General features: G+C 72.7%; 14 protein-coding genes. 4 read left to right on the top strand and 10 right to left on the bottom strand.

What is annotated here, in order from left to right; translation table 11 throughout:
* Positions 1-21 precede the first annotated feature (21 nt).
* Positions 22-1,011, top strand: a complete 990-nt coding sequence (locus ACIQ6R_RS28325) for an MASE1 domain-containing protein (protein WP_404224326.1) — start codon at positions 22-24, stop codon at positions 1,009-1,011.
* A 77-nt stretch (positions 1,012-1,088) separates the two neighbouring features.
* Here ACIQ6R_RS28325 and ACIQ6R_RS28320 read toward each other — a convergent pair whose 3' ends face one another.
* Complete coding sequence (locus ACIQ6R_RS28320) at positions 1,089-1,298, bottom strand: hypothetical protein (protein WP_404224325.1); 210 nt, start codon at positions 1,296-1,298, stop codon at positions 1,089-1,091.
* A gap of 534 nt (positions 1,299-1,832) precedes the next feature.
* Between ACIQ6R_RS28320 and ACIQ6R_RS28315 the strand changes: the two genes are divergently transcribed.
* A complete protein-coding gene (locus ACIQ6R_RS28315) occupies positions 1,833-2,432 on the top strand; it encodes a LuxR C-terminal-related transcriptional regulator (protein WP_404224323.1) in 600 nt (199 codons plus the stop codon).
* 40 nt (positions 2,433-2,472) lie between these two features.
* Here ACIQ6R_RS28315 and ACIQ6R_RS28310 read toward each other — a convergent pair whose 3' ends face one another.
* The 8 genes from ACIQ6R_RS28310 to ACIQ6R_RS28275 form a co-directional block, all read right to left on the bottom strand.
* Positions 2,473-4,299 carry an ATP-binding cassette domain-containing protein gene (locus ACIQ6R_RS28310; RefSeq protein WP_404224322.1) on the bottom strand — a complete coding sequence of 609 codons (1,827 nt, stop codon included), beginning with the start codon at positions 4,297-4,299 and terminating at the stop codon, positions 2,473-2,475.
* Positions 4,296-6,146, bottom strand: coding sequence for an ABC transporter ATP-binding protein (locus ACIQ6R_RS28305; protein WP_404224321.1), 1,851 nt, complete (start codon positions 6,144-6,146; stop codon positions 4,296-4,298). The genes ACIQ6R_RS28310 and ACIQ6R_RS28305 overlap by 4 nt, the downstream gene beginning before the upstream one ends.
* 131 nt (positions 6,147-6,277) lie before the next feature.
* A complete protein-coding gene (locus ACIQ6R_RS28300; RefSeq protein WP_121750866.1) occupies positions 6,278-6,406 on the bottom strand; it encodes a SapB/AmfS family lanthipeptide in 129 nt (42 codons plus the stop codon).
* Between the two features lie 30 nt (positions 6,407-6,436).
* Positions 6,437-9,160 (bottom strand): class III lanthionine synthetase LanKC, encoded by a 2,724-nt coding sequence (gene lanKC / locus ACIQ6R_RS28295; RefSeq protein WP_404224319.1) that lies wholly within the window; start codon positions 9,158-9,160, stop codon positions 6,437-6,439.
* 152 nt (positions 9,161-9,312) lie between these two features.
* Entirely contained in the window at positions 9,313-10,176 is an 864-nt protein-coding gene (locus tag ACIQ6R_RS28290) for an alpha/beta hydrolase (protein WP_404224317.1), read from the bottom strand.
* Positions 10,177-10,489: 313 nt separating this feature from the next.
* Positions 10,490-11,590: a pentapeptide repeat-containing protein gene (locus ACIQ6R_RS28285; protein WP_404224359.1), complete on the bottom strand. Its 1,101-nt coding sequence runs from the start codon at positions 11,588-11,590 to the stop codon at positions 10,490-10,492.
* A gap of 103 nt (positions 11,591-11,693) precedes the next feature.
* Positions 11,694-12,605 (bottom strand): NAD-dependent protein deacetylase, encoded by a 912-nt coding sequence (locus ACIQ6R_RS28280; protein WP_404224315.1) that lies wholly within the window; start codon positions 12,603-12,605, stop codon positions 11,694-11,696.
* A gap of 172 nt (positions 12,606-12,777) precedes the next feature.
* Complete coding sequence (locus tag ACIQ6R_RS28275) at positions 12,778-13,668, bottom strand: SDR family oxidoreductase (protein ID WP_404224313.1); 891 nt, start codon at positions 13,666-13,668, stop codon at positions 12,778-12,780.
* A gap of 515 nt (positions 13,669-14,183) precedes the next feature.
* Here ACIQ6R_RS28275 and ACIQ6R_RS28270 point away from each other — a divergent pair.
* A complete protein-coding gene (locus ACIQ6R_RS28270; protein ID WP_404224311.1) occupies positions 14,184-15,482 on the top strand; it encodes a hypothetical protein in 1,299 nt (432 codons plus the stop codon).
* A 452-nt stretch (positions 15,483-15,934) separates the two neighbouring features.
* Entirely contained in the window at positions 15,935-18,565 is a 2,631-nt protein-coding gene (locus ACIQ6R_RS28265; RefSeq protein WP_404224309.1) for a SpoIIE family protein phosphatase, read from the top strand.
* 72 nt (positions 18,566-18,637) lie between these two features.
* On the opposite strand, the gene ACIQ6R_RS28260 is transcribed toward ACIQ6R_RS28265, so the two are convergent.
* On the bottom strand, positions 18,638-21,631 hold the full coding sequence (locus ACIQ6R_RS28260) for a family 16 glycoside hydrolase (RefSeq protein WP_404224307.1): 2,994 nt from the start codon (positions 21,629-21,631) through the stop codon (positions 18,638-18,640).
* Positions 21,632-21,657: the final 26 nt, after the last annotated feature.

Here is a 21,657-nt window from a genome sequence, read left to right as displayed (position 1 = left end):
ATGCGTCGGCGTCGGTGTCTGATGGCTGCTGTGGTGGGTATCCGTGCTTGGCCGCGACCGATCGTCCTTGTCTGCGAGACGCTGCTCGTCGCCGTCTGCTACTACGCGGCGGGCCGACTTGGGCTCTCGCAGCAACTGGTCGCGGACGGCGCGGTGGTCACCCCCATCTGGCCGCCCACCGGTGTCGCGGTGGCCTGTCTGCTGTTGTTCGGACTGCGATGCGTACCCGGTATCGCGATCGGCGCCCTGCTGGTCGTCGCGTCTTTGACCGCTCCTCGTCTGTCCGCCGCCGGGATCGTGATCGGTAACACCCTCGCGCCCGTGTGCGCCTGTCTGATGCTGCGCGCGGTGGGATTCCGCGTGAGTCTGAGCCGCTTGCGCGACGGCCTGATGCTCGTGTTCCTGGGGGCGCTGACGGCCATGCTGATCAGTTCGGGCGTGGGCGTCGGCGTACTCGTCGTCACGGGCAAGCTCGCCGACGACGACTTCTGGCTCGTCTGGCTGGCCTGGTGGGTGGGTGACGCGATGGGCGTCGTGATCGTCACTCCGCTGCTGCTCCTGCTGCACCGGGCCCGCTGGCCGCCTCCGTCCGGCCGATGGGGCGAGGCCGCGGGGCTCGCGCTGGTCGTGTGCGTCCTGGTGCCGCTGGTCACGTACAGCTCGGTCAGCTTCCTGTTCCTGGTGTATCCGCTGCTGATCTGGGCCGCGCTGCGTTTCCAGCTGGCGGGCGGTATGCCGTGCGCCCTCTTCGCCTCCGTGATGGCCACCGTCGCGGCCAGGGAGGAGACCGGTTCCTTCGCCAGGCTGACCGACATCGAGACGATGATGAAGCTCCAGGCGTTCAACGGAACCCTGGGCCTGACCGCGCTCCTGCTGTCCTCCGTGATCAGCGAACAGATCAACACCAGGCGGTCCGTCGAACGGGCCTGCCAGGAACTGGTCGAGGCCTTGCAGCATCTGAACGCCGGGGGCCCCGGGAACACGGGGTCGTCCGGTGGAGGCGTCCGGTGAGCGAAGACCGTGGGCCGGAAGGGGCGGAAGGGCCAGAAAGCCGTAAGGGCCGTAAGGGCCAGGAGGACCAGAAGGGGTCAGTGATCGCCCAGGACGCGCCTGGCGGCCTCGGCCTCCGCCGCCGGCGGGGACAACTCGTCGAGGGTGTCGAGATCGGTGTCCGCCAGCAGTTCCCGTTCCCAGTCCTCCGCCAGTCGTTCCTGCTCCTCGCGAGGCTTCGCACTGACGGCATCCCGGTGTTCCGGGTCCAGAGCCGCCAGGAAACGTCCAACCGGGTCCGTCGGCATGACCGTGCTCCTGATCGTGGGGAAGGGCACCGCTTGTGGCCCAGGATGGCCGACCGGGTCCGCGAGGGCCGCTCGACACGGCCTCCGGCCATCCTTATGGCCCCGCGTCGGGGAGACGCCGTTGGCATCGCCGCGCGGGGCGATCACGCGACAGACGAGTGCCCTGGGCATTCGGGCCACATTCACATCGCCTGTTTTCGGTCTGTGACTCTCCGGTAGCGAACGACGCCTCCTGGTCGCGTCGCGCTGTCCGTCGGCCGCCCGGCACCGCCGACCGCGATCTGAACAGCCCACGGGCGAGGCCGCCGCGGAGTGCCGCCGCGGGAGCCCGCGCGGACGACAGGCGTGTTCCGGCCCGATTCGACTTCGCCTTTCCCTTCCTGACGGCGCTCAGAGCGGCGTATTGCCGACGGTGGGTCCCTGGCGTGATCGAGTCGCGTGCTTCTTGGGCGGCGCCCGGGGGCAGACGGCTGGGGACCGGTTGGGGGACGAGCCCGGCGGCCCGGAGCGGCCGGGAAAACTAGGGGGTTGTACATGGTCCGCGTTCTCGTGGTGCACGACGCGACGCTGCTGCGGTCGGCGCTCGTGCAACTGCTGCGGTCCGCCGACGGATTGGAGGTCTCGTCCATGTCGTCCCGCGGGGACGACATGGACGACAACGACTTACCCGCGGACGTGTGCGTGGTCGACGGGGACTGTCTGGAAGGACCGCCCGGCGAGGTCGACCAGGTGCCCGTATGGGGCGGGTGCGGGGCGCGGCTGGTCGTCCTCGCGGCTCCGGAGCGGCCGGGTGTGCTGCGCAGGGCGTTCGACGCCGGAGTGCTCGGCTTCGTGGACAAGGACGCCCCGTCGCAGCGGCTGATCGCGGCGGTGCACACGGTGGCCAAGGGGGAGCGGTTCCTCGACGAGCGGCTCACCGTCGCACTGCTGCGGGCCTCCGAGATGCCACTGACCGCCCGTGAGCTGAGCGTCCTGTTCCAGGCGTCGCAGGGGGCTTCCGTCGCCGAGATCGCCGCCTGCCTGCATCTCTCCCGGGGGACCGTCCGCAATTACATCGCCAGCGCGATCCGGAGGGTCGGGGCGCGCAACCGCGTGGACGCGATTCGCATCGTCCAGGGCGCCGGCTGGATGTGACGGCGGCGGGGCACACGAGCAGGGGAGCACGGCTCGCGGGTCACCCCCGGGCTCGGCTCCAGTGCCCCACCAGGTCGCGGTAGAGGGGCGATCGCTCGAGCAGGTCCTGGTGAGTGCCGTGGGCCGCCCGGACGCCGTCCAGCACCAGAATCCGGTCGGCCCGGACCGCGGACGACATGCGGTGCGCCACGACGAGCAGTGTTCCCGGACGCCGGGCGAGCGCCTCCTCGGCGCGCGCCTCGGACGCCGCGTCGAGATGGCAGGTCGCCTCGTCGAGCAGGAGCAGCCGAGCCGTGGACAGGTGAGCACGCGCCAGGACGATCAGCTGACGCTCACCCTGCGACAGGTCGTCGGGTCGCAGTGGCGCGTCGAACCCGCCCAGGCGCTCGACGAGAGGAGCGGCTCCGAGATCCCGGACGGCGGCCTCCATGTCGCTCGTGGAGGCGTCCGGCCTCAGGTAGGCGAGGTTGTCCCGGACCGTGCCGGTGAAGACGTACGCCTGCTGGGGGACCAGGACGCGCAGCGCGGCCAGTTCCGCCGCCCCTCGGTCGGCGACCGTCCGGCCGGCCACCCGCACCGTGCCGCTCCACGGCGCGCACGTCCCGGCGATGAGACGGGTGAGGGTCGACTTGCCGATGCCGCTGGGCCCGACGACGGCCAGGTGTTCGCCTTCCTCGACGCACAGCTCGAGCGCGTCGAGGACCGGCTCCGCCCGGGCGCCGTAGCCCACGGTCACCGCGCGCAGTTCCACCGCGGGAGGCTGCTGTGACGGCGCCGGGATCGGCGGGAGCGGGGAGCGGACCCGTCGCGGCGGCCCGGCACGCCCGGACAGGGGCGCAGGTGGCGCCGCTTCGGGGAGGGACGGGCACGCCTGAGGGACGGTGAACCGGTCCAGGACGACGAGCAGCCGGGTGCCCGCGGCGCCGATCGCGGTCATGAGGGTGTGCAGGGCGGGCAGCAGGGCCTGGGCGAGGTAGGTGAACGCCCCGAGCAGAGCGCCGGTCGTGACACCCCTGCCGCGCAGCCACGGCACGGCGACCAGCAGGAGCAGCACGGGGAGCTGGCCCGCGACGCCGAGGGCGAGGGTGCGCACCGCGGCCCAGCGGGCGAGGACACGGGACGTGGTGGCGGCGTGGGCGACGAGCCGTTCTCCGTTCCGTGCCGTCTCCGCCTGTGTGCCGCAGGCGGTGATGTCACGCAGCGCCCCGCGGGCACGCGTGGCGTGATCGCCCAGCGCCTCGTCCGCGGAGAGAGCCCGGCGCTGCGCCGCCGCCATGGGCCGCAGCGTCACCAGGAACAGCACCAGGCCACCGACGAGCGGCGGCAGGACGACCACCAGGAGCGCCGGGTCCAGCGTGAACAGCCCCGCCAGTGCCCCGGCCGCGGTGAACACGAACGAACGCAGGGTGAGGACGATTCCGGCGAAGCTGTCCCGCACGATCTCGACCTGGTTCGTGAGCCGCGAGACGGCGGCGCGGTCCCAGCCACCGGGACGGGCCAGGGCGCGGGCCATGGACTGGTCGACCGCCCGCCGCACCAGCTGGTCGCGCAGTGGTTCCGTCAGCCCGGCCAACTGAGCGAAGACGCCCCTGATCACGGGCGCGCCGCACACCACGGCGAAGGCGGCCACCGCGAGCCAGCCGAGACCCGTGGAGGTGTCACCGGCGAGGAACCCCCGGTCGACGGCGCGCGCGACCCCGTAGCCGATCAAGAAGGTCTGAGCCGACTCGGCCAGCGACCACGCCGCGAGCCGCGCGAGGACCGTCCTGCGTGCGGACAGGAAGCGACGGGCGGGCGGCCCGACCCGTCGCAGGGGCCCCGGCTCGCGGCGGGGCTTCGCCTCGGGCCCCGCGCCGGTGGACGTCACGGTCGTGCCTCCTCGCGTGGGAAGCCGCTCCGGTCGTGACGGTCTCCGCAAGCGCTTCCGTCAGCGCCTCCGTCGACGCTCCCGTCAAGGCTGTCCTCGGCCGAGACGGGCCCGGCACCGGACTCACGCGTGCCGAACACCGCCCGGTAGGCCGCCTCCTCCCACAGCCGCCGATGGCTGCCGACCGCCCGCACCCGGCCGTCGTCCAGCCAGATCACGAGATCCGCCCGGGCCGCGACCGACGGGCGGTGTGCCACGACCAGCCGTGTGGCGCCTCGGGGCGAGCGGCGCTGCGCCTGTTCCACCGCGTGCTCCGTGGCGGTGTCGAGGCTGGAGGTGGCGTCGTCCATCACCAGGAGCCGGCCCGCGTGGGCGAAGGCCCGTGCGAGGCCCAGCCGCTGGTACTCGCCGCCGGACAGCGGAGTGTCGGCGAGCCGGGTGTCGTAGGCCCGCGGCAGCCGGCGGACGAAGCCCTCGGCGTCCGCGAGGCGAAGAGCCGCCCGTACCTGGTGGGGTGACACGGTGCGCGGTCCGGCCGCCACCGCCTCGGCGACGGTGCGGTCGCCCAGGACCGGACGCGCGAAGGCGAAGCCCACCTCGGCACGCAGACAGGACCGGGTCAGAAGTTCGAGCGGTGTGCCGTCCAGCAGGACGTGCCCCTGGTCGGGATCGATGAGCCGGCCGGCCACGGCGGCCAGGACGGACTTGCCGGCGCCGCTGCGTCCCACGACCGCGGCGGTCAGACCGCCCGGTACCACCACGTGGTCCGCCCGCAGGACTTCCGTCCCGTCCCGGACGACCCGTACACCGCGCAGTTCGAGGGCGCCCGGGCCCGCCGGGGGCAGTGTCCGGGTTCCGTAGGACAGGGCGGGCAGCCGTTCCAGCGCCGCGGTGCGCTCCCGCGCCGTGCGGCCCCGGACCAGCGCGCCGACCAGCGTGGCGGCCCCGCCGAACCCTGCGGCCAGCTGCGCGTACCGGCACACCGCGAGCAGTTCGCCGACGCTGAGGGCCCCGGCGCCGAGCCGCAGGCCGCCCACCGCGGTGGCGGCCACCGTCAGCAGCGGGACGAGGACACCGCCGGTGGCCAGCGCCCTGCCGTGCAGCGTCCACATGCGTGTGCCCAGCGTGCCGAGTTCGGTCAACGGGCCGAGCACGCGCTGGCGTTCACGTGCGGCGGTACCGGCGGCGGCGATGGTCTCCGCGCCCTCCATGGTCTCCAGCAGCCGGGACGCGATGTCCGACTGCACCCGCTGGTAGGCCCCTACCGAAGTACCCGTGTCCCGTGCGAACGCCCGCAACACCAGCGCCAGCAGCGGTAGTCCGGCCAGCACGCACACGGCGACCCACATGTCGACCACGGCCAGTGCGACGAGCGCGCCGGCCGGGGTGAGGAGCGAGGCCGCGAGTGCGGCCCTGGCAGCCGGCGCGGCGCCCGCGTCGGAGGCGTTGAGGGTCAGCCGGGTCGCGACGTCGCCGGGAGAATGGGGCCGGGCCAGATCCGGCACGGCGTGCAACAGACCTCTGAGGGCACGTGAGCGGATCGAGGCCGTCCAGTCGGCGGTGCACCGGCCGGTGAGCAGCGCGGTGAGGCCGTCGAGGAGGATCTCGCCGACGAGCAGTGCGGCACTCGCCACGAGCCAGGGGCCGGCGGCGCCGTCGTGCAGCAGCAGGTCCAGTGTGCGGCCCAGGACGAGGGGCTGGACGACGGCGACCGCTGCCGCCGCCACCGAGCACACCAGGACCAGCAGTTCGGGTACACGTCCGGGACCGGCATCGGGCGAGCCGGATGAGCCGGGTGAGTCGTGCGCCTGACGCGTCGGCCGCCGCCGGACCGGGTCGCTTCCCACCAGCTGCCCTCCTCGTGGTCGGTGCCGCCCGCGGCGGCGACGAGGCGCGGTACCGGCGCCCGGCAGGGAGCCCGGGCGCCGGTACCGCGGCGCGCGGCCCGCCGCGTCTCCGCGGCGGGCCGACTCGGACGTCAGTTACACGTCGTGACGCTGAGGCTGCTGTCGCCGCAGAGCAGCAGGCTCGCGCGGCTGCCGGTCTCCACGTCGCCCATGGCCTCTTCCTTGGGGGTCTCCATCGACTGCAGCTCGAACAGGTTCATGATCTTTTCCCTTCGTACGACAACGGATGGTTACTTCACGACCCCCGAAGGGGGCCGGCTCATGGGCCGCGGCACTCGCCGCGGCGGTGGGAGGAACGGCAGACCGGCGGGCCGGTCGCCGTGCACGGACGCGACGGCCAGCAGGCATCCGGCGGTCCCGGTGGAGAGGTCCATGGACAGGCGCATCATCTGCTCGCCGGGGAAGGCGAGATGACCGCGGTAGGACATGGCGTGCCAGGTCAGCGCGTCGATCTGGCGCCGGACGGCCTCGTCGCCGGTACCCGGCCCGGTGGCCGTCGTACGGCCGAGGTACAGCACCATGCCGGCCACGCCGCGGTAGAGCCCCGGCTGGGCGTAGAACATGGCCTGTGCCGCGCGCACGATCTCCTCCCGTGCCCGCTCGAACCGCTCGTCGGCGCGGTGCGCCAGGTAGTCGTCGAGCACCATGCCGATCCCCACGCTGCCCGCGCCGAGGTACGGCATGGTGCGCCAGCCCTCGTCCACCTGGAGCGCGCCTCCCGCGCCGCGGACGCAGCGCGCGAGGTCCTGGCGCAGTGCGGTGCCCGCGAGGTCGAGCAGGCCGGTGTCACCCGTGCGTTCGTACAGGCGCAGGAACAACAGGGCGCTGCCCGTGGCGCCGTACAGGAGACCGGCTCGGGTTCGGTGTTCGGGCCCTCGGCCCGGTGCGTCGGCCGGCAGGGACCGGGCGCTCAGTTCGGCGCACCGCATGGCCGCGTCGTGCAGGGCGGCGTCGCCGGTGGAGGCGGCCAGGGAGTCCAGTGCGAGGCCCACTCCGGCCGTCCCGCTGTGCAGGTCGGCGGCGAGACCGTCGAGGGGATGGTCGAGGAGCAGCCGCGTGAGATCCAGCGCCGGGGCCCGATGGCCGAGGTGGTCCAGGACCCACGCGACGCCCGCGATCCCGTCGTGGAAGCCGAGCGGCATCCCCGAGGGCGGTTCCTTGGTCCGGTCGAGCAGCCACTGCTCCTCGCTCTCGTCGCGCTCCGCCCCGCTCTCGGTCAGGGCGTACAGCACGCCGGCCGCTCCGTAGCCGAACGAGAGTCCCCCGCCGGCGGTGGCGAACTGAGCCACGTCGCCGGGGAAGAGGCGGTCCTCGCGCGACGGGGTGGCCGACGCACGGACGGCCGCCGTCATCGAGTCCCGGCTGCGCGGCCAGTCGCCCGGCGCCACGGGAACGAAGCCCTCGGTCGCGGCTCGTGTCGCCGGACGCCGGCCCGAAGCGTCGGCGGTCTCGGCGAGTGCCGCGTCGGAGGTGTCGGCGGTCTCGGCGAGCGCCGCGTCGGAGGTGTCGGCGGTCTCGTCGGTCGCCGCGTCGGAAGTGCCGGCGATCTCGTCGAGCGCCGCGTCGAGGAACGCGCGCTCCACGGGGAACTGCCGCGCCACCACGTCGGCGAGGTGCTCCGCCTTGCGCCGGTCCAGGGCCAGCAGACTGGTCAGCGGCAGGAACAGGGCCAGGCGCAGACAGGCCAGCGCATACCGGTCCACGGCGGTGCCCCGCCGACCGGAAGGTGCCACGAAACCGGGGTGGGCGACCGTCTGCCGGCCCGGTTCGTCGACGCGGTGGGCGGCCTCGAAGTCCAGCAGGGCCACCCGCCCGTCGTCGCGGATCATGATGTTGAAGAGGTGCAGGTCGTTGAAGACCACGCCCCGCGCGTGCACCTCCTCGACGGCCCGCTCGACCTGGGCGTGGACATCGAGCGCCCACTCGGTGTACTCGGCCAGCCGCCGCTCGTCGGGGTCCGCCTCGATGAGCGGATGCCGCCGGGCGAAGAAGGTGTTGAGGGGCTTGCCGTCGAGGTATTCCAGCACCAGGAAGTGGTGCTCCCCGACGGCGAAGCTGTCCCGTACCTCGGGCGTGCAGGACAGCCCCGACAGCTGTTCCAGGGCCCGTCGTTCGCGATGCAGCCGGGTCACCGCGTCGGCACCGTCCGCCGCCAGGCCGGCGTGCGGACGGGCCTCCTTGAGGACCACCACCTCGCCGGTGCGGCTGTCCCGCGCCCGGTAGACGCCCCCGCCGTTGGAGAAGTGGAGCGCCGACTCGACGGTGTACGGGATGTCGGCCAGGGTCACCGTCGCCCGGGCGTCGAGGTGGGGCCGCAGGAAGGCGGGCACACTCACCCAGTCGGGGACGCGGAACACCGGGCCGCGGAAGTCGGGGACGAGTATCCCCTCGGGGTTGGCGACGGCCGGCCGCAGTTCGCCGCTCTCGTCGTAGCAGTTGCGGCGGGTGAAGCTGCCGTAGCGCACGTGCACCGGGCCGTCGCCGATCCTGAGGTCGCTCAGGATGTGCGGTCCGGGCTCACCGTCCAGCAGAGCGGCCAACTCGCCCACGAGGCGCTCGAACTGTGCCTCGTCCGCCGGGTACACGGTGACGAACTTGCCGCTGCCCGCCCGGTCCGCGTACTTGGCGTTGCGCTGGTGCAGCAGATAGCGGCTCGGCACGAACTTGAAGGCGATGCCACGCTCGACGCAGTGGTGCCGTACCCGCTCCAGGACGGACTCGGCGTTGTCCAGGCAGGCGGAGACGTGGATCTTCCATCCCTGCGCCGGCAGTACGGCGTCCAGCGGGCGCAGGGCGAGCCAGTCGCCGCTCTCCCCGCGCTGCCATCCCGCCGGTACCGGCAGGGTGGCAGCGGCGTACCGGGTGCCCGCCGACCGGGTGCCGGGGCCGGTGCGATGCGGCGCGTCGTAGAAGTGCGGATCTGCGTCGCAGTACACGGCGTAGCCCTTGTTCACGCCTGCTCCTTTCACCGGGTCGGTGCCGGGCAAGACGTTGCCACGCGCCGCCGTGTCCCCGACAGTCACCGCTGTCACGTCTCCGGCGTGCGGAACGCACGGGTAACTTCGGCCGACGGGCGCTCAGGGAGGCGGCAGGGCGCGCCGGGCGGTCAGTCCTTCGGGGCGGTGAGCGCGGCGAGTTCTGCGAGGACGCGGGCCGCCGGTGCCGGGTCGACGAGCCACTTCAGGTGGCTGCCGTCGAGGGTGCGGACGTCGTACGGGTTGCCCGGAGTCAGCGCGTCGCCCTCGCGGATCAGCCGGTCCTGCATGGCGAGGGGCATGCTCGCGTCGCCGGCGAGGCGCACGAAGGTCTTCGGGACGCGGCCCCAGGTCGCCGCCTGCGCCCGGTCGGCGGAGGTGCCGACGTCGAGGTTCTCGTCCGGCTGGAAGGTGTTGAGGAAGGTCAGGAACTCCTCCTCCGTGCCGTCGGCGAGGAAGGCGGCCTTGAGCGCCGCGAGGGCGTCACGGTCGGCGGTGCGGAAGTTGACGCGCAGCAGACCGAGTTCGGCCGGGTTCCCGGCCATCGCCAGGCCCAGGGAGGCGGCGTCGACGGTGGCCATCTCCGGTTCGGCGTAGTAGTCGTTGACGTCCAGGTCGACCGGGCACCAGGCGGAAACGTAGACGACGCGGTCGATGAGGTCCGGGCGCGCGTTGGCCGCGGCGGTGGCCGTGACACCGCCGCGGCTGTGCGCGACGAGGATCACCGGCCCGTTCTCCTTGGCCCGTTCCAGGACGCCGACGAGATGCGCGGCGTTGTCGGCGAGCGTGACGCCCTTGATGGAGCCCGGCGTGGTGGCGAGAGCTTCGGGGTCCTGGGGCGCCTGATAGGCGTGCGTGTAGGTCGCCGCGAAACCGTGACCGGGGAGGTCGACGGCGACCGAGCGGTGCCCGAGAAGGCCGAGTTCGGCCTGGAGCGGTGCGAAGGAGAAGGAGTTCGCGAAGGCTCCGTGCACCAGTACGAACGTCGGCTGCATAGGTCTGCTCACTCTCTGGCCATGGGCTGCGAACAGCTGCCCGACAGGCCATGGAGCGTACGTAGCCGAAGATCATCCATGCAACCGGTTCGCGGCCGTCCCTTCGCGCGGCCGACCTGGCAGTGGGGCGGGCGCCGGGGCGCCCGGGGGAGGGGCGGCCCGGCGCCCGCGGCATTGGTTCCACGTGGCGCGCATCATGCGCAAGCTCGACGTCGGCCCCGGTGCGGACCTCGCCGTGGCCGGCGACGGCATCGCGGGGGCAGTGACGGAGGCTCGGTGATCCGTGCTCGTCAGGTACCGGGGACGGGAGGTGTCACGGTGCGGACCGCAGCGGCGGGGCCTGCCACGTCATGCCCGGCGGTTGGAGCAGGGGCGAGGGTTCGGGGCCGGGGTCCTCGGTGTCGACGACGCCGGCGGCCGAGTGGTCGAAGCCGGCGGGCCAGCGGGTGCGCTCGCTGGCCAGGGCGTCGGTCAGGCGGGCTCCGGCGAGGTCGGCGGTGCTCAGGTCGGTGCCGCGCAGGTCGGTCATGCGGAGGTCGGCGCGGTGGAAGACGGCGCCGCGTGCGTCGGCCTTGCGCAGGTTGGCCTCGCGCAGGTCGGTCTCGGTGAAGTCGGCGTCCCGCAAGTCGGTCTCGACCATCTTCGCGCCCCGCAGGTCGGCCAGAACGCAACGGACCCGCCGGAGAATCGCCGTCGTGAGGTCGGCGTGCCGCAGCGTGACCGAGACCAGGGACGCCTGGGTCAGATTGGCGTGGTACAGGCCCGCCGCCTCCATGCAGGCGCGGTCGAAGTTGACCTCGGGGAAGCCCAGCCCGTCGCAGTCGGCCCGGCGCAGGTCGGTGAAGCTGAGATTGACCCACGACTCCTCCCGGTGCCGGCACAGACTGCCGAGCCCGGTCAGCGCCACCTGGGCGTCGGCGACGCGGGTCTCCAGCGGTGGGATGTCGTTGATGGCCACGTCCGCGGCCGGCGAGCCGGCTCCGGCGGGCGGCCAGGGCAGATGAGTGCGCAGGTACGCGGCCTGGATCGAGATGATGGCGTCCCGGTCGCGCGGGGACTGCTCGGCGATCCGCCGCAGGGCGTGCAAGCCGCCGATGCGTACATCCAGTTTGTCGCCGCCGAGTTGGTCGACCGCCCGGCTGAACCGATCGGTGACGTAGCCCTCCTGGGTGGCGCGCAGACTCTCCTGACTCACCCGCACCTGGCGCCACGTGGCGTACGCGCCGAAGAGGACGACGAGACCGGCGAGTACCTGCAGAAGTGTCGTACGGACATCGTTCACCGCCTTCAGCCGATCCTGAGCGGCGACGCCGGCCCCGGCGAGATCGTGATCGACCACCACAGCCGGCAGAACGACGAACACCGTCCCCAACACGGCCAGCCCCGCCGTTCCGGCCAGCACGGCCGCGACCACACGCCGCCCCACCGGCCGACGCCACCGAGCCCCCCGGCCGTGATCCGGTCCCCCCGTCTCCATGGCCTGGAGCCTAGGTACTCCGCAAGGAGTGATCAAGCCGTCACGACTGCTCCCGGCCCGCCGCCCGGCCGTCGACGGAGATGCCCAGCCGTGCGGCCACGGTGGTGAGGGCGGCGCCCAGCGGGAGCGCGACCCGGGTGAGGGCGTGCCGGTCGCCCCGCGTCGGGTCCCGGTTGACGATCAGCACCGGCTTCCCGTCCTGGGCCGCCTGGCGGACGAACCGGAGGCCGGACATCACCGTCAGCGAGGAGCCCAGCACCAGCAGTGAGGCGGACTCGCGGACCAGCGTGCGGCAGTGCTCGACCCGCCGCGGCGGAACGGCTTCGCCGAAGAAGACCACGTCCGGTTTGAGGATGCCGCCGCAGACGGTGCAGGGCAGCACACGGAAGTCCCCGACCTGTGCGTCGGTGAGGTCGGCGTCACCGTCAGGGTTGATTCCCGCGGCCACCGGCTCGAAGCCCGGATTGGCCTCCTCCAGCCTCCGGGCGAGTACACGGCGTGGACTGAAGGCACCGCAGGACAGGCAGACGACCCGGTCCAGGCTTCCGTGGAGTTCCACGACGCCCTCGCTGCCGGCTGCCTGGTGCAGGCCGTCGACGTTCTGGGTGATCACACCCTTGAGCAGGCCGTGCCGTGCGAACGCGGCGACGGCCCGGTGCCCGGCGTTGGGGCGGGCGCGGCCGAAGGTGCGCCAGCCGAGATGGCTGCGCGCCCAGTACCGGCGCCGAGCCCGGGGATCGGCGGTGAAGTCCTGGTAGGTCATCGGGACGTGCCGGCTCAGGCTCCCGCCCTCGCCCCGGTAGTCGGGGATGCCCGACTCGGTGGAGATGCCCGCCCCGCTGAGCACCAGCACGCCGCCGGTGCGCAGCGCATCGGCGACCGGCTCCGGATCGGTGGTGCCCGGCGGCAGGTCCTCGGCAGGGGTCCAGCTCAGAGTGGGGCGCATGCGCATGCCGCCAGGGTACGGAACGGGCTGCGGTACGGAACGGGCTGCCCGCGCTCCGGGGGAAACGGGCTGCCCGTGCTCCGGCGCAGTCGCCGCGGGCCGAGCGCCGAGGGACGTCTGCCGCGGCGTACGAGCGGAGCGCCCCCGTCCCCGGGTCCTCGGAAGGGCCGGACCGTGTTCACGGCAGAGGCGTGCCACCGGTCGCGTTCAGGATCTCCGCTGTGACGTAGCCGGCCTCCTGCGAGGCGAGATAGACGTACGCCGGCGCCAGCTCGGCCGGTTGCGCGGGCCGCCCCAGGGGGCTCTGTTTGCCGAACTCGGCGGTGTCCGGCAGCGTCGCCGGGATCAGCGGGGTCCACACCGGCCCCGGGGCCACCGCGTTCACCCGGATGCCGCGCTCCGCGACCATCTGGGCGAGCCCTTGGGTGAAGGTCACGATCGCGCCCTTGGTCGTCGCGTAGTCCAGCAGGTGCGGGCTGGGCTTGTAGGCCTGGACCGAGGTGGTGTTGATGACGCTGCCGCCCTCGGGGATGTGCGGCAGGGCGAACTTCGTCAGCCAGAACATGCCGTAGAGGTTCGTCCGCAGGACCCGGTCGAACTGCTCCGTCGTGATCGCCTCGATGCCGTCCGGCTGCGCCATCTGGTAGGCCGCGTTGTTCACCAGGACGTCGATACCGCCGAACTCGGCCACGGCCCGGTCGATCAAGGACCGGCAGTTCTCCTCCTCGCGGATGTCGCAGGAGACGGCGACGGCCTTCCGCCCGGCGTCCTCCACGAGGCGGGAGGTCTCCCGCGCCTCGTCCTGTTCCTGGGCGAGGTGGGTGAACAGCACATCGGCACCCTCGCGTGCGAAGGCCAGGGCCACCGCTCGGCCGATGCCGGAGTCACCGCCGGTGATGACGGTCCTGCGGCCCACCAGACGGCCGGACCCTCGGTAGGACTCCTCACCGTGGTCGGGCGGCGGATCCATCGGCCCGGTCCAGCCGGGGTGCGGCTGGTCCTGCGAGGCGAAGTCGGGGCGGGGATGCTGCTCGGTCGGATCCTGCTGGGCGTGCTGGTCGTCCGCCACGTCGGCCTCCTGTGTCTCGCGGTGCGCGGTCAGCGACCGTGTTCCCTGACCGGTCCGCCCGAAAAGCCTCTCCACCCGCGAGCGACGCTTCCGCCGACCGGCAATCCCGCGACCGCTGCCGCCGGGACCGCTGCCGGCGGGACGACTGCCGCCGGGACGACTGCCGCCGGGACGACTGCCGCCGGGACGACTGTCGCCGGGACCGCTGCCGCCGGGACCGGACCTGTCGCGTGAGCCCGATGCACGGCGACGGACGGTGCCACCGGCTCACCGTTTCCGACGCGGGGCGCGGACGTGAGCGTCCGGCAGCGGCCGTCGACGGACTCCGCCCGGGTGGCGGGTCTTCCCGGACCTACGCCCGTTCGCGTGGCCTGACGGGTCCGCGGCGGGCCCGTGGAGTACGACGGCTACAGCAACGACGCCTGGTCCTGCCAGCCGGAACCCGGCGGCCGCATCTCCCACCTCTCTCACCTCTTCATCGACGTCAATGACGCCCGGCTCCCTGGAGTGCCCACATGCTGACCCCTTCCACCCGGCGCGGGAACTCGGCTGAGCGCCGCAGAACGCGGTCCTCGCGCGCACTGAGCGGCACGGCCTGCCTGCCCGCCCTCGCCCTCGCCCTTGCCGGGACGGCACTGGCCGCGGCCCCGGCCGCCGGTGCCGCTTCCGCGTCCACCTCGGACTCCTGGCGCCCTGACCTGTCCCGGACCGGCGCCGACGACGTCAATGTCGAGTACGACGCGGGCGCCCTGCGGGTGCGGGACGCCTCCGTCAGCCCCGCCTCCCTGGGCCGGGACGGTGGCTACGCCTCCGCCGTGCTGGCGGCGCACCGCGTGGACCGGCCGGTGAACCGGGTCGCCGTGGACCTCGACGCGACGGTGCCCGAGGCGGCGAGCGTCGAGGTCGACGTGCGGGGCCGGACGGCCGACGGAATCTGGACCGAGTGGCGTCAGGCGGTGTCCGGCGCCGCGGTGGAACTGCCGCGCGACGTCGTCGACGTCCAGGCCCGGCTCACCCTGTGGAACGCCGAGGGCGGGGCGACCGCGGTCGTGCGAGCCCTGACGCTGACAGCGGACGACACGGGAAGCACCCCCGTCGGGCCCACGCCGAAGGCGGCCTCCGCCTTCTCGGCCCGGGTCTACGCCACCCGCGAGGGCCTGGTCGGACACACCACGGCGAACGGCCACGTCATCCGCGAGAACGACCACTTCGTGGCGCTCCCGTCGCGAAGGGCCCTCTCTCCCAAGGGCAGCGGCCAGTACTCGGTGCAGGTGTGCGGGCCGGTCCGCTGCGAGACGGCGCCGGTGTGGGATGTCGGTCCGTGGAACACGCACGACGACCACTGGAACCCGTCCGCGCAGCGCGAGCAGTGGAAGGACCTGCCACGGGGCCTGCCCCAGGCGCAGGCGGCCTACGAGAACGGCCACAACGGCGGCCGGGACGAGTTCGGCCGACAGGTCGCCAATCCGGCCGGCATCGACCTGGCCGACGGGACCTTCTACAACGTCGGCCTCTACGACAACGGTTGGGTGACCGTCACCTATCTGTGGACCGACGCCGACGGCACCACGTCGTTCTCCACGAGGGGCACCGACGTGAGCGTCCGGCAGCAGGCGACGACCACATCCACCCGCGTGGCCGTCCTGTCCGGCCCCACGACCGTGCGGGTGAGGTGCCAGGTCCACGGGGAGCTCGTGCACCACGACGGCTACAGCGGCGACGGGTGGTCCTACCTGCCCGACTACGGCGGCTACGTCTCCAACATCTTCATCGGCGTCGCCGAATCCTGGCTCCCGGCCGTGCCCACCTGCTGAGCCCATACGCGGCAGCCGGGGCTCGGGGCAGGGGGCCGCGAGCACTGCCCCGCCGCCGACCACGGGACCCGCGCATGCCCTCGATGGGTGCCGTCGCGCGCGTGGCGACCTCTGCTCCGTCGGCCGCGGCGCCGGTTCAGCCGCCGCCGCGGCGGAGCGTGGCTGCCCGCACGTTCGCCGCACGGCACGGCACGGGTCGTCGCCGTCGACGCGTACGGAGACGCCTCCCCGGGCGCGACGCCGCTCTTCGGTGGGCAGGGCGTCGCCGGTGACGACCCGCGTCGTGGCGTGAGGGCCTGTCGAGTGGGGCCATAATCAGGTGCATGTCCGCAAATCGCCCGTTTCGGGAATTTGTGTCCCGGCGGTACCCGAGGCCCCGGGGACCGAAGACGTGGCCCGGCCTCGTCAAGCGTGGACGGAAGGTACCGAAGGTACGGAGCGTCGCCGGACAGGTGTTCCTGCTGCAAGCGGTGCTGGTGGTGCTGCTGGCCGTGGCCGCGGTGGTCTCCCTGGTGCTGCAGGTCCGGCGGGACAGCACCGAGGAGGCCCGGCGCAGGACCCTGTCGGTCGCACAGACCTTCGCCAACGCTCCCGGGACCGCGGCGGCACTGGACGGCCCGGATCCGACGGCCGTGCTGCAGCCCCGTGCCGAGGCGATCCGCGAAGCGGCCGACGTGGCCTTCGTCGTCGTCTCGAACACCCAGGGGATCCGCTACACGCACCCCGATCCGGATCTCATCGGCAAGCGTGTTCTCGGCCCCTACGAGAAGGTGGTGCAGGGCACTCCCCTGACGACGGAACTCGACGCGAGCGTCGGGCCGGCGGTCGATTCCACGGTCCCCGTCTTCCGGAGCGACGGTACGGTCGCCGGTATCGTCGGCGTCGAGATCACACTCGGTGACATCAACCAGTCCGTCAGCCGTCAGATCCCGGTCATCCTCGGCGGCACCGCCGGCGGACTCGTCTTCGCCCTCGGCGGCTCGGCCCTGGTGAACCGGCGTCTGACCCGCCAGACCCGCGGACTCGGCCCCGCCGAGATGACGCGCATGTACGTGCACCACGACGCGGTACTGCACGCCGTCCGGGAGGGAGTGCTGATCGTCGACGGGAAGGGGCGGCTCGTTCTCGCCAACGACGAGGCGCGCAGGCTGCTCGGGCTCCCGCCGGACGCCGAAGAGTGCCTGGTCGCCGAGTGCGGCCTGCATGCCCGGATCGCCGAACTGCTGGAGTCCGGGCGACCGGCCACCGACCAGGTGGTGCCGGTGGGGGAGCGGCTGCTCGCGGTCAACGTACGGGTCACCGGCGACCACGGCGGGCCGCCGGGCGCCGTCGCCACCCTGAGGGACACCACCGAACTGGCCGCGGTGATCGGCCGGGCCGAGGCGGTGCGCGAGCGCCTCCTGCTCCTCTACGAGGCCGGCAAGATGATCGGCAGCACCCTCGACGTGACCACGACCGCGGCGGAACTGACCCGGGTGGCCACGCCGCGGTTCTCGGACTTCGCCACCGTGGACCTGGCCGAGTCGGTGTTCCGGGGGGACGAGCCGCGTGAGTCGGACGGCACAGTCGTGGAGGTGCGGCGTGCCGCCGTCGCCGGCCTGCGTGACGACCACCCGCTGCACCCCCCGGGGCGGGTGACCGGCATCGTGCCCACCAGCCCCGGCTCCCTGGGCGACGGCGAGCGGCACTCCCTGCCCGAGGCGAACGTGGAGACCGTACTCGGCTGGTACGAACAGGACCCGGCCCACGCCCGACGGATCATCGAGTACGGCTTCCACAGCGTCCTGGCCGTCCCCCTGCACGCACGGGGCGTCGTCCTCGGCCTGGTCAGCTTCTGGCGTTCACAGAACCCGGCGCCCTTCGACGCGGACGACGAGGTGTTCGCTCGGGAACTCGCCGCCAGGGCCGCGGTGTGCGTCGACAACGCCCGTCGCTACACCCGCGAGCACCAGACGGCCGTGACCTTGCAGCGCAGCCTCCTGCCGAGCGGGCTGCCCGGGCAGAACGCCCTCGACATCGCCTACCGGTACGTGCCGGCCGAAGCCGGGGTGGGCGGCGACTGGTTCGACGTCATCCCGCTGCCGGGGGCCCGTGTCGGCCTGGTGGTCGGCGACGTCGTGGGCCACGGCCTGCACGCCGCCGCCACCATGGGACGGTTGCGTACCGCCGTGCACAACTTCGCCGCTCTCGACCTGCCGGCCGACGAACTCCTCGCCCGCCTCGACGAGCTGGTCGCCCGGCTCGACCAGGAGGGCGGTGCGGACAGCGCCGAGATCGCCGGGGCGACCTGCCTCTACGCGATCTACGACCCGGTGGCGGGCCGGTGCTCCCTGAGCCGGGCGGGACATCCCAGCCCCGCGCTGGTGCTGCCCGACGGGTCCGTGCGCTTCCCGGGCAGCCCCGTCGGGCTGCCTCTCGGCGTCGGCGGCGGCCTGCCGTTCGAAGCGGTCGATCTCGACCTGCCCGCGGGCAGCCGGCTCGTGCTGTACACGGACGGTCTCGTCGAGACCCGGGGCCGGGACATCGACGAGGGCATGGAACTGCTGCGCCGCGGCCTCGCCCGGGCCGGGCGGACACCCGAAGAGACGTGCGCGGACGTGCTGGCGACACTGCCGTCCCGGCCGTCCGACGACGACGTGGTCCTCCTGGTGGCCCGCACCCGCGTGCTCGATCCGTCCGGGGTGGCCGTCTGGGACGTGGAGCGGGACCCGGCCGCCGTCTCCCGCGTCCGCCGCGAGGTCATCGGCCGGCTCGCCGAGTGGGGCCTGGACGAGGAGGCCTTCGTGACGGAACTGATCCTCAGCGAACTGCTGACCAACGCGGTGCGCTACGGCACCGATCCCGTCCGGGTCCGGCTGCTCCGCGACCGGACCCTGATCTGCGAGGTCTCCGACGGCAGCAGCACCGCACCGCACCTGCGTTACGCGGCCACGACCGACGAGGGAGGCCGTGGCCTCTTCCTCGTGGCCCGGCTGGCCGACCGCTGGGGAACCCGCTACACCGAGACCGGAAAGGTCATCTGGTCGGAGCAGACACTCTCGCCTCTGCCGCGTGCGCCTCTGTCGCTCACGCCACCGACATGAATGGGCCGGCCTGAGCCCGGTCGGCGGTGGCCGGTCCGGACATGTCCGGACCGGCCACCGCCACGTGAGTCGCTACGACAGCGGCTCGATCCAGATATCGCGGTACCGCACCTTGTTGCCGTGGTCCTGAAGGCGGAGCGCACCCGCCGTAGGCGCCTCCTGAGCGCCCCCGGCGGTCGCGCCGGCGAGCGCCACGTCCTTGTGGACGGTCACGCCGTTCCACACCACCGTGACGCGCGCGTCCTGCGTCTTGGCGCCCTGGTCGTCGAAGCGCGCCGCGCGGAAGGTGATGTCGTACGTCTGCCAGGTGCCCGGCGGGCGGGCCGCGTTGGCGTCGGCGGCCTTCTGCTGGTAGATCGCGGCGGCCTCGTTGTCCGCCGGCGTGGTGTCACCGAACGAGTCCAGGATCTGGATCTCGTAGCGGTCCTGGAGGTAGATGCCGCTGTTGGCCCGGTTCTGGCCGGTGACGTCCGGGGGCAGCTCGGGCAGCCAGAACTCGGCGTGGAGCTTGAAGTCACCGAACGCCTGCTTCGTGCGCAGGTCGCCGCAGCAGACCTCCATCCCGCCGTCCGTCAGCGGCCACTGCGCGGTGCGGCCGTCCGTGTGCTGCCAGGCCGCGCGGTCGGCGCCGTCGAACAGGACGATGCGCTCGCCCTCGGGATGCACACTGATCATGTCGAGGTTGACGTGTCCGGTGTCGCCCTCGTCCACCCGGTAGGTGATGGTGTTGGCGCCCTTGCGCAGCTTCAGCGACTCTGTCCGCGTGGACCAGTCGTCCCAGCCGCCCGTACTGAGCAGGCTCGACTGCTTCACCTTCCGGCCGTCCACGTACACGCTCACCGTCTTGGTGCCGGTGAAGGGGTTCGGCCCGTTCGCGTACCGCAGGGCCACGTCGTAGGTGCCCTTCTTGTCCACGTCGACCGTGAACGAGGTGGCCGCGCCCTGAGCGCCGTAGCCGTCCACGAAGCCGCTGCCGGAGTAGCCCGTGTGGTCGGTGTTGACGCCGGCGCCGCCGGAGCGCTTCGCCTCCTCCGCCTCGTACGCCGTCGTCGGGGGCTGCTTGCCGGGCATGGCGTTGAGCGTGTACCACGCCTCGGTGCTCCACAGCGTCTCACCCTCGGCCGAGCTGAACGGACGCGGTGAGCGGACGTGCACCACACGGTCGGGCTTGAGGCCCGTGATCCGCAGCGTGACCTTCCTCCGGTCCCCGGACAGTCGCGCGGAGGTCACGGCGAGGGTCTCCTCGTCGACCTTGGGACCGCCGTACGCGGGTGTCGGCACGTAGCGCCACTGCTCGACCCGGTAGCTCTCGGCGAGCTTGTCCGCCGTCTCCTGGGACAGCGGCTGGGTGTACTCCAGCTCGAAACCGCCCCGCTTCGCGCGCATGGCACGGATGTCGAACGCCTTGCCGCCGTTCGGAGTGAGCTTCTGCAGACCGTGGGCCAGCTTGCCCTCCTGGCCCCAGTTGCCCCCGGCGCCCAGGCCGCCCGCGTAGATCGCGCCGTCCGGCCCCTGGCTGATGCGGTTGACGCCCGCCTCCAGGCCCTGCGTGTGGCGGAAGACCGCGCCCTGGTCCTTGCCCTTCACCTTCTCCAGGAAGGCGCGCTGCAGCCCGCCGTAGGTCACGTCGCCGAACAGCATCTGGCCGGCGTACGGGCCCTTCTTCAACAGGATCGGGGTGCTGGGGGAGTTGGCGATCTCGTTCTGCGGCAGCCACAGCACCGGTTCGGTCACCGGCTGGTCGTCGAACGGGCCGGCCGGGTTGGTGTAGTGGTTGAAGAAGCGGTCGGGCTTGATGCGGACCAGCTTCGAGGCCGGGAGCCAGCCGCCCTGGTTGTCGGCGACGAAGAGGTCGCCGCCGGGGCCCCAGCCGATGCCGTTCGGGGTCCGCAGGCCTCCGGCGAGGTAGGTCACCTTGCCGGTCTTCCGGTTCACCTTGATCGTGGTGCCCCGGTTCGGCGCCGGCTGCGGGTCCGTCGTCGCGCCCCCGTAGTTGATCGCGACGGAGAGGTTGAGGTAGAAGTGCCCGTCGCGGTAGAGCAGGCCGAAGGCGAACTCGTGGAAGTTGCCGCCGTACGGCCAGGTCGCCACGGTGCGCCGCTCGTCGGTGACGTCGTCACCGTCGGTGTCGCGGAGTTCGGTGAGTTCGTGCTTCTGCGACACGTACAGGGCCCCGTCGAGCGCCTTGATGCCCATGGGCTCCTTGAGGCCGCTCGCGACCTTCTTCGCCGTCACCTTGTCGGGTCCGGTCGCGCCGGTGACGTTGTCGAGGAGGTACACCTCGCCCTCGGTCTTGTCGGTGCCGCCCCACGTGGTGATGGCCATGCGGCCGTCCGGGAGCCAGTCCATACCGGTGACCTGGGGTTCGAAGCCGTCGGGCCGCAGGTCCGTCAGCGTGTAGTCGGGGTGCACGCCGTCCAGCGGCAGTCCGTCGCCGGGGGTGTCGGCGCCGCTCTCGCACTGCTTGCGGCCGGGGGCCGTCACCCGTACGACGTCCGCGTCGGTGCTCAGGGCGGAGTGGGGCACGAGGGAGAAGTCCGCCGCGCCGGGCGGCTTCCACTCCAGCGTCACCCGCTGGTCGTTCGTGCGGTCGAAGTGATCGACGCGCAGGGCGTGATGACCGGCCGTCAGGGTCGCCGTGCCGTCCTTGGGCTCCGCCGCGTGGAGGCCGTCGTGATCGATGACCGTCCGGTCGTCGATGGTCAGGCGCGAGCCGTCGTCGCTGGTCAGCCGGAAAGTGTAGGCCCCGTCCTCGGGGACCTCGATGTTCGCGATCACCTGCGACACGAAGTGGTCACCGATGCCGAAGTCCTCGGCCGAGGAGAAGTCGATGACGGGCATCAGTTTGTCGACGTTCGGGGTCTGTCCGGGCTTGAGCACGCAGATCTCGTCCATCGGCTGTCCGATGTCGAAGACGCGCAGTGTGACGCCGGGTTCCTGCGGCGGCAGGTCGTCGGCGGTGTCGGCGGCGCCGGCGGGCGCCGAGGTGAAGCAGCCGAACAGGAACGAGACGGCGACCAGACCGGCCAGCCGTCCGCGGATTCTGGAGCGGGACCGTGGACTCATGCATCCTCCCCGGGGGGCCGCCCCCG

The sequence above is a fragment of the Streptomyces sp. NPDC096048 genome (assembly GCF_044763415.1).
Lineage (GTDB): Bacteria > Actinomycetota > Actinomycetes > Streptomycetales > Streptomycetaceae > Streptomyces.
The sequence above is the reverse complement of the archived record's forward strand: the minus strand, read 5'-3'. Positions and strand labels throughout refer to the sequence as shown.

Bases quoted from the DNA above. Each gene is read 5' to 3' on its own strand.
- ACIQ6R_RS28325 (WP_404224326.1), top strand. From the start codon at position 22: ATGGCTGCTGTGGTGGGTATCCGTGCTTGGCCGCGACCGATCGTCCTT.
- ACIQ6R_RS28320 (WP_404224325.1), bottom strand. From the start codon at position 1,298: ATGCCGACGGACCCGGTTGGACGTTTCCTGGCGGCTCTGGACCCGGAA.
- ACIQ6R_RS28315 (WP_404224323.1), top strand. From the start codon at position 1,833: ATGGTCCGCGTTCTCGTGGTGCACGACGCGACGCTGCTGCGGTCGGCG.
- ACIQ6R_RS28300 (WP_121750866.1), bottom strand. From the start codon at position 6,406: ATGAACCTGTTCGAGCTGCAGTCGATGGAGACCCCCAAGGAAGAGGCC.
- ACIQ6R_RS28290 (WP_404224317.1), bottom strand. From the start codon at position 10,176: ATGCAGCCGACGTTCGTACTGGTGCACGGAGCCTTCGCGAACTCCTTC.
- ACIQ6R_RS28280 (WP_404224315.1), bottom strand. From the start codon at position 12,605: ATGCGCATGCGCCCCACTCTGAGCTGGACCCCTGCCGAGGACCTGCCG.
- ACIQ6R_RS28270 (WP_404224311.1), top strand. From the start codon at position 14,184: ATGCTGACCCCTTCCACCCGGCGCGGGAACTCGGCTGAGCGCCGCAGA.
- ACIQ6R_RS28260 (WP_404224307.1), bottom strand. From the start codon at position 21,631: ATGAGTCCACGGTCCCGCTCCAGAATCCGCGGACGGCTGGCCGGTCTG.